At 60.0% G+C, this 7,481-nt stretch carries 6 protein-coding genes and 2 pseudogenes; 3 read left to right on the top strand and 5 right to left on the bottom strand.

Translation table 11 applies throughout. From position 1 onward, the window contains the following. The 3 genes and pseudogenes from DH10_RS33310 to DH10_RS33300 form a co-directional block, all read right to left on the bottom strand. The coding region (locus DH10_RS33310; protein ID WP_192385809.1) for an IS6 family transposase at nt 1-533 on the bottom strand (533 nt) is incomplete at its 3' end. A 172-nt stretch (nt 534-705) separates the two neighbouring features. Further along, nucleotides 706-1,217 (bottom strand): annotated as a pseudogene (locus DH10_RS33305) (aminotransferase class III-fold pyridoxal phosphate-dependent enzyme); the annotation flags it as partial. A 221-nt stretch (nt 1,218-1,438) separates the two neighbouring features. Continuing rightward, a complete protein-coding gene (locus DH10_RS33300; protein WP_192385808.1) occupies nt 1,439-2,932 on the bottom strand; it encodes an NAD-dependent succinate-semialdehyde dehydrogenase in 1,494 nt (497 codons plus the stop codon). A 394-nt stretch (nt 2,933-3,326) separates the two neighbouring features. Here DH10_RS33300 and DH10_RS38390 point away from each other — a divergent pair, with 394 nt between their 5' ends. The 3 genes and pseudogenes from DH10_RS38390 (at nt 3,327) to DH10_RS33285 (ending at nt 4,917) form a co-directional block, all read left to right on the top strand. Next, the gene (locus tag DH10_RS38390; RefSeq protein WP_246811682.1) at nt 3,327-3,626 is read left to right on the top strand and encodes a hypothetical protein; all 300 of its coding nucleotides are present in this window, start codon (nt 3,327-3,329) and stop codon (nt 3,624-3,626) included. 62 nt (nt 3,627-3,688) lie between these two features. Then, nucleotides 3,689-4,147 (top strand): annotated as a pseudogene (locus tag DH10_RS33290) (ChuX/HutX family heme-like substrate-binding protein); the annotation flags it as partial. A gap of 209 nt (nt 4,148-4,356) precedes the next feature. Then, on the top strand, nt 4,357-4,917 hold the full coding sequence (locus DH10_RS33285; RefSeq protein WP_246811681.1) for a hypothetical protein: 561 nt from the start codon (nt 4,357-4,359) through the stop codon (nt 4,915-4,917). 547 nt (nt 4,918-5,464) lie between these two features. Here DH10_RS33285 and DH10_RS33280 read toward each other — a convergent pair. Continuing rightward, the gene (locus tag DH10_RS33280; protein WP_246811680.1) at nt 5,465-5,767 is read right to left on the bottom strand and encodes a hypothetical protein; all 303 of its coding nucleotides are present in this window, start codon (nt 5,765-5,767) and stop codon (nt 5,465-5,467) included. A gap of 145 nt (nt 5,768-5,912) precedes the next feature. After that, entirely contained in the window at nt 5,913-7,370 is a 1,458-nt protein-coding gene (locus DH10_RS33275; protein ID WP_246811683.1) for an ISKra4 family transposase, read from the bottom strand. Between the last annotated feature and the right edge of the window lie 111 nt (nt 7,371-7,481).

Genomic DNA, 7,481 nt, shown 5'->3' with positions numbered 1-7,481 from the left:
GCAGAACGGCCCTTGTCAAATACATCCGTGAGATACTGGCTCCGTTGGATGCGGATCGGCTTCAGCGACCGCTGTGATCGATCCCGCAGCCGGTTTTCCGCATCACAGAGGCAGATCGCCTCGCGATTGGTCTGGCTGCCATCGATGACAATGCGATCCGGTCGGCCATGACGCGCAAGAGCCTGGCGAAAGAAGCGCTTCGCCGCCGATAGGTCACGGTTTTCACTGAGGAAGAACTCCACCGTGTCGCCGACGCTGTCGATGGCGCGATAAAGATACATCCATCGTCCGCGGACCTTGATATAGGTTTCATCCATATGCCAATTGCCGGTGATGGTTCGCTTGCGCCGGTTGAAGCGCTCCAGCAACTGCGGCGAAAAGTGAACGACCCAGCGATGCACGGTGGAATGATCGACGCTCAGGCCGCGCTCGGCCATCATCTCTTCCAGGTCGCGAAGGCTGAGGTTGTAGGTAAGGTACCAGCGCACGCACAGCAAGATGACAGATTGGTCGAAATGGCGGCCTTTGAACATGGCGGGCTCCTCAGAAACTGAAGTGCCTTCATGCCTGCACCAGCTTACCGAATAGTTTGCGACAGAACCTCACAGATTGGTCGAACTGGCGGCCTTTGAACATCGCAATCCTCCGAAATGGTTGAAGGATCCCTTGCCACTCGCGAGTAACAAAAACGTTGCAACACATCCCGTGATAGAAGCTCATGCCGGTCATCGAGCCGGAGACGACGCTGCAGCCGTGATAGCCGCGCTCACGCGAGATGATCTTCTTCTTGGAGGGCTTGCCGCGGAGATTATTATAATACCAAACGAGCTTGGCCTGGGTCTCGTTGGCGTCCGAGCCGGACATGCCATAGAAAACCTTGCTCATCTTGCCAGGTGCCATCTTTACGAGGCGATCGGAGAGGATCGCAAGCTCATCGGTCGTGTGCGCCGCATAGGAGTGGTAATAAGCTAGGCGATGGGCCTGGCGCGAGATTGCTTCAGCAACTTCGGTGCGGCCTAACCGACATTCACACAATAGAGACCGGCGAAGCCATCGATCAACTGCTTGCCATACGCGTCCTGGATGCGAATGCCGTTACCCGTCTCGACGATGGTCGGTTCACCAAGCTTCCCGGTTGCAAAGTCCTTGAGCTGCGTGAAAGGATGCAGGACAGAGTTCCGGTCCTTTTCGCTGATTTCTTTAATGCTGATAGTCATAGGCATTCCTCTCAAGCAGCGATATTTCCAACGCAGACATATTTAGGTTCGAGATATTCGGCGAGACCATGTCTTGAGCCCTCGCGGCTGAGTCCGGATTGCTTCCATCCCCGAAGGGGATCGAAGCGCGGGTCGATGGATGGAGAAGTGGTCGCGATCCCAGGCGCCGAGTTCATTGGATGGTTCGATTCTCCTTGCAGGAAATCTTTCCCCGGGATGCCCTAGCCGACGTCCAGACAAAGGTATTTCAGATCGGTGAAAGCTTCGAGGCCGTTGCGCGAGCCTTCGCGGCTGGTGCCGGACTGCTTTAGACCGCCGAACGGGATCGGCGCGCCGGTAATCTTTACCCGGTTGATCGCGACCATGCCGTATTCGAGCGCGCGGCCCATACGCTGCTGCCGGGCGCCGTTTTCGGTCACGACATAAGCGACGAGGCCGTATTCGGTGGCATTGGAACGAGCGACGACCTCCGCCTCGTCGTCAAACGGCGTCACGGCGGCGATCGGACCAAAAGTCTCCTCGCGCATGATTAGCGCCCCGTCGGCAACATCGGCTAGCAGGGTGGGCTGGTAGAACAGCGATCCCGCCGCGTGAAGCTTGCCGCCGGCAAGGCAGCGCGCGCCACGGGAGAGCGCATCGGCGACCTGCTCTTCGACCTTCTTGATGGCACGCTCATGCATCAGCGGTCCGATGTCGGTACCGTCGACGAGCCCATTGCCGATCCGCAAGGTCTCGACGCGGCGGGCGAAGGCGGCGCAGAAGCGATCGTAGATCGACCGCTGCACATAGATGCGGTTGGCTGCAAGGCAATCCTGGCCGGACGTGGCGAATTTGGCGTCGATCGCGATGCTCACCGCTCTGTCAAGATCGGCATCGGCAAAGACGATCAGCGGCGCATGGCCGCCGAGCTCCATTACCAGCCGCTTCATCGTCGGCGCACTTTGCGCCGCGATCAACCGGCCGATTTCGGTCGAGCCTGTAAAACTCATGGCGCGGACACGCGGATCTCCGCACATGGTTGCGACAATCGCCGAAGCGTTGCCGGTGACCACATTGAACACGCCCGCCGGCAGGCCGGCCCGCTCCCCAAGCTCGGCCAGCGCCAGTGCGGACAGTGGCGTTTCCGAGGACGGGTGCGCGACGATGGTGCAGCCGGCGGCGAGTGCTGCCGCCGCCTTGCGGGTCAGCATCGCCGACGGGAAATTCCACGGCGTGACGACGCCGACGACACCGAGCGGCTCGCGCCGCACCATCATCTCGGCCCCGGGCAGATGGCTTGTGACACTCTCGGCGTTGAGCCGCTTGGCTTCTTCCGCATACCACTCGACAAAGGAGGCAGCATAATCGATCTCGCCCAGCGACTCCTTGAGTGGTTTGCCCTGTTCCAGCGTCATCAGCAGCGCCAGGTCGTCCCTCGCGGCGAGGATCAGCTCGAACCATTTTCTCAAGATTCTTGCGCGCTCCTGCGGCAGCAGAGCCCGCCAGGCCGGAAACGCGCGCGAGGCGGCGTCGATCGCCTTCGCCGTCTGCCCCGCATCGAGCGCTGCGACGAAGGCGACGGTGGCGCCGCTGGCCGGATCGGTGACTTCGAAGCTTTCCGCCGCCTCGCTCGCCGTCCACTGGCCATCGACATAGGCGAGTGCCCGCAGCAGCCGACGGTCGGCGAGACGGTCGAGCGCGTCATGGCGGATCGTGCGGGCAAAGTGCGCGGACATGGTCGAGGCCTCCCGGGTCGGACTAATACAGGAAGACTATTGGCAAATGGCCCATTGCCAGACAACCCGTGACCAAAGAGTTTGCAACAGAGCCAAACAATGGGGTCTCTCTAACGCTACAATGAATCTTTGTGCCCTTTGCTGGGAAGACGTCGGGTGGCCGACACGTACTGTCGGATTTGTCGAGTCCGCGACATGGGCCTGCTCGGCCTGAGCTCGTGCTCAGCTCTGACGTAAACCGTTGAATAGCATGCAGAAAATGTTTTCTGAGCTTGCTTCGACGCAATTGGCACGACGTTTGAAGCTCCCTTAGGCGAGGCGGCAAGAACCGCCGGCCGATCATCGTATCGTGGGCGTCCCCTCGCGACGGATGGAACGAAGGAAGGAAAGCAACATGTCAGATCTGGGTCAGATCCGCTTTCTATCGGAAAGCAGACCGCCCGCGCAATCCGATTGCCCCATCGGCCAATTGGCGTTGACACCCACAATCGCTCACCACCACCTGGTGCCCATTGACCGCATTCGACCGTCATTTGCCGGTCAGTGTCATTGCGTTTCGCCGTTCAAGCAGCACGCCCGGTTGCAAGGCGATGCGCACGCTCTCCAGCAACACTCCGTTCCTGGCGAGTACGCGATCGGGATCGAGCATTACGGCGCGCTCTATCGGCTGAAGATCACCCGGCAGGGCAGTTGATCCTCAACAAGTATGCGGATCAGCGATTTCTAGTGCAGACAGAAGACAGACAGGTGGACGACATGGACCAGCGCGCGAAACGCTCGCCGGCCGAAATCCGGCGGGCGCGGGAGGACATGCCGAATATACGCGAGCGCGATCTCGCCGCCCAGTTGGGCATTTCGGAAGCGGAACTGGTTGCGGCGCATTGCGGTTTTGGCGATGTGCGCATCGAGCCCCGCGTCAATGATCTGCTGACCGGCCTCGAAGCGGTCGGCGAGGTGATGGCGCTGACCCGCAATGAAAGTGCCGTGCATGAGAAGATCGGCATCTATGACAAAGTGGTCACCGGCAACCAACATGCCATGGTGCTCGGCGACGACATCGACCTGCCCATTTTCCCGGAAGCGTGGGCTTATGGCTTCGCAGCCGAGAAGCGCGATGGCAGCAACATCCGTCGCAGCCTGCAGTTCTTCGACGCCACCGGCGAGGCGGTGCACGGAGTGCATCTCAGGCCCGCTTCAAACCTCTATGCCCAGCAAATTGCGCTAGGCATCCATGAATAGCTGGCGCGGATCCCACCTTTCGAATCAAGGAAAGCACGTTCTAACATACAGCAAGTCGCTGACCTTTGCGCAATGCTTTCAGGCTATTGTCAGTTCTGGCCGCTATACAAGTTCCGTTCGACTTGACGATCGCGAAACGGATGCGATGGCGGACAATTCACAAACGAGCACAAGGAAATCCTTACATGAGATCCTCACCGAAAGAGACCGCCACCGCGGCCATCCCGATTCATCGAGTGCATCCCCCGTCTTTCTGGAAGGGGATGATCCTTGCTGCGACCGTGATCGTCCTCGTACCGAGTAGTCAGGTTTCGGCTGAGGACAAGGGGCAAACCGTTCACCACATACATCAGGCAGCCTCAGATTGGGAGAGGAAGAAGATGGAAGAACTTCCGGCGGGAACAAAGTTCAACCACGCTAATAAGGATGGGGTGTGGCGCGGTTCGGGGCAAAGCGGGCACACGGGCGAAGCAATTTGGATGACCTCAGAAAACGATGTAGGCGCGGCACGCGGCTATGCAGGTAGTTCTGGAAAGTACTTTGTTGTCGAGGCGCAAGAGCCCCTCAAATTAGCGGTCATGGACGAGCAGGGTAATCAAGTGTTCCCTGATGAACTAGGCGCATGGGCTCCCTTGGCGCAGAGATACGGCTTGGATGGAGTGAAGACGGAATATGGAAGCTCGTACGAGGTGGTTTTATTTAACAGAAGCAAGATTGCACCTGTGGAAGAACGTCATTTCGATTAGCACAGACGCCAGCGCACGACGCCATCGAGATAGGTGCCGTCCTCGTTGAGGCGGATGAAGTTTGCGAGTTCGGTCATGGTCTGTGTCCTGAGTGTGTGTTTCCCGAAGGGAAAGCCTTTTCGGGCGAAGCCTCCCCGGTCTTCCGGGGGAATGGCGAAAGCCCGCCCCACGGCGGCGGGCGGGACTGTCAAGTGGCGTGGTGCGGAAGGTGGGGGATCTTCTCGGGTCCGCTCGCGGACTGGCGCGGAAGATTTTCCACCTTCACGGGCCGCTTGACCGGCCTGGCCGGCGATGTCATGGGGCGGAAACAAGCAATGTGGCCCGGAGCGGGCCTCAGTGCCGGGTGCACAAGCAGCCGCTGGACAAGCGATCGTTACCGGGATCGGCGGAGACGGGCGCAGGCCGGCTCCGTGCCCTCGGCATAGAGAGCGGCCACCGGAACGGGCGGTGGCCTTCTCCTGATTCAGTGCCCGTGATGAACAAGGGCTACGTAGGTCGGGATCTGCGCCACTTCGTAGGCCGTGACGTTGTCGAAGTCTGGTGATCCTTATCGATCGCGATTTGACGTGGAAGCCGGCCCTCTGGGCAATGCTTCCGTTTGTGCCGAAGGCGCGTCGACATGGCGGCCGATCGAGGTCAAGTATGCCGCGATCTCGTAACGCAGGTAATCGCGGTTGCCGTAACGCGCATCGATTTCCTGGAGCTTCTTGTACAGTCCCCTACGCTTGCCGCGCGGAACATCGCTATCGCCCAAGGAGTAGTACCCCGGACCGACGGCACAGATATCGCAGCCGGTCGCGGCCACCTCACGCACGAATGCCGGAATATCCTCTTCTCGCATCTGCTTCATTTCAAAGCCTCTTCGCATCCAATGCCCTATCACAACGTTCCGGGCTTGCAACCATACCGTGCGCCCGGGCAACAGACCGATTTTCCGCTGATGACCTGGCCTTATTTGACGGCCTTGTTCATCGAGACCGGTAACTTCTCTGGGGTTAGGCGGCGCGCAGGAGAGGCGGTTTGGGCTTGAATAGTGGGGGCACGTTCGGCTCTGGCTGTCGGAACGGTGCCCGCAATCGATTGCGAAGCTCGCCGTTGAGATCTGCCGTCCTGACCTGCATGAGCATGTGAGCACCGTGGAGCGACCACCGCATCTGCTGTTTCTTGACCATCCGCTTGCCGACAAGTGAATTCACCGCCGATTCAGCCAGAGTCGTTGCGACGCGAAGGCCGGCTTGGTAGCGCTTGCCATAGTTGACGATCGCGCCGCGGTTCGAACGGATATAGGTCAGGAGCTGCAAGCCGAGGCTTTGAAGTCGGGCGATGGAGAACTCGCTGTCTCCTTGCGAAGCCTTCACCCTCTCCAAGAGTTGCTCCAGATCGGTGATCGCGCGATCGACCCGCCCATGCCACAGGCGCCACTTCACCGCTCTGATGTCACGGTCGATTGCGGGAAGCGCTTCAGAGAGACCCGATCGGGATCGAGCCATATGATCGGCGATCTGCTGCATCGGCTGGACCTTCATGGCGATGTGGAACCAGTCGATGATGTGGGCCGTCGGCTTCGGCATTGCGCGGGGTAGCCGCTTCAGGATTTCGGCGCCGTCCGAAATCACCGTCACATCGCCAAAGCCGCGGTAGCCTACTTCCCGAAGGGCATGAAGGGCGCGATCCCGGATTGCCCGTTGGTCGGTGCTGCCGGTCACGAAATAGCGACCGCCGCCTTCGCCCCGCCCGCCGCGGCCGCATCGGGCCACAACGAGCTCGAAGTTGCGCGCGGAATTGGAATCGGCGCTGCGAACATGCGCAGTATCGATGCTGATGACGAACTCTTTGCGTCGATCGCCGGGAAGCTGCATTTCAAGCTGGCGTCGTTCGTCCGTTTGCGCCCTTGCGTGCAATTCTTCCTCAGCAACCTGATCGTCGAGCCGTTCGCCAATCCTGATGGTTCGCTTGCGCACGGTGGCATGCGTCTCGGTCGGCTCAACGGGCAGGAATTCGGCAAGCACTCTCGCAGCCTGCCGGTACGGCATCATGCTCCCCAGCCGCGCCGTCAGTTCCATCAGCTCGGATGTCGCTCGATCCGGGCAGATCTCCCGCAGCGGCGCAAAGGCATCGACCATGCCTGGGTAACAATCCCGACACAGCATCCAACGAGGATTGCGCACCTCCACGATGCCAAAGACAGTCCGGATCCGTCGCGTCGTGTAGTCCTTGACCGGCCGAAACCTGTGGCAATCCGGGCAGACCCGACGAAAGAGGGAATACGTCTCCGCCTCATGGTTCACGACCGCGCTCTGCAGCGCCGCCATGATGGTCTTGCTGTCTTCGATCGACAGGCCGAGGTCGCCGTCAAACAGACGTTCCCAGCTCTTGTCGATGCGGACCGCCTTCCGGCAAACGTCACCGAACTCGTTCCTGCCCTCGATCGTGATCGTCCATTCCACCGCCATCGCTTTCCCTCCGAACAAAGCGGCGCTCATGGACTACGCGGGCCTAACAACCTGTATTCGACCCCAGAGAAATTACCGGTCTCGCGACGGGTACGAGCATTTGTATCTTTT

It is taken from the genome of Mesorhizobium silamurunense, assembly GCF_014843825.1.
Lineage (GTDB): Bacteria > Pseudomonadota > Alphaproteobacteria > Rhizobiales > Rhizobiaceae > Mesorhizobium > Mesorhizobium silamurunense.
The sequence above is the reverse complement of the archived record's forward strand: the minus strand, read 5'-3'. Positions and strand labels throughout refer to the sequence as shown.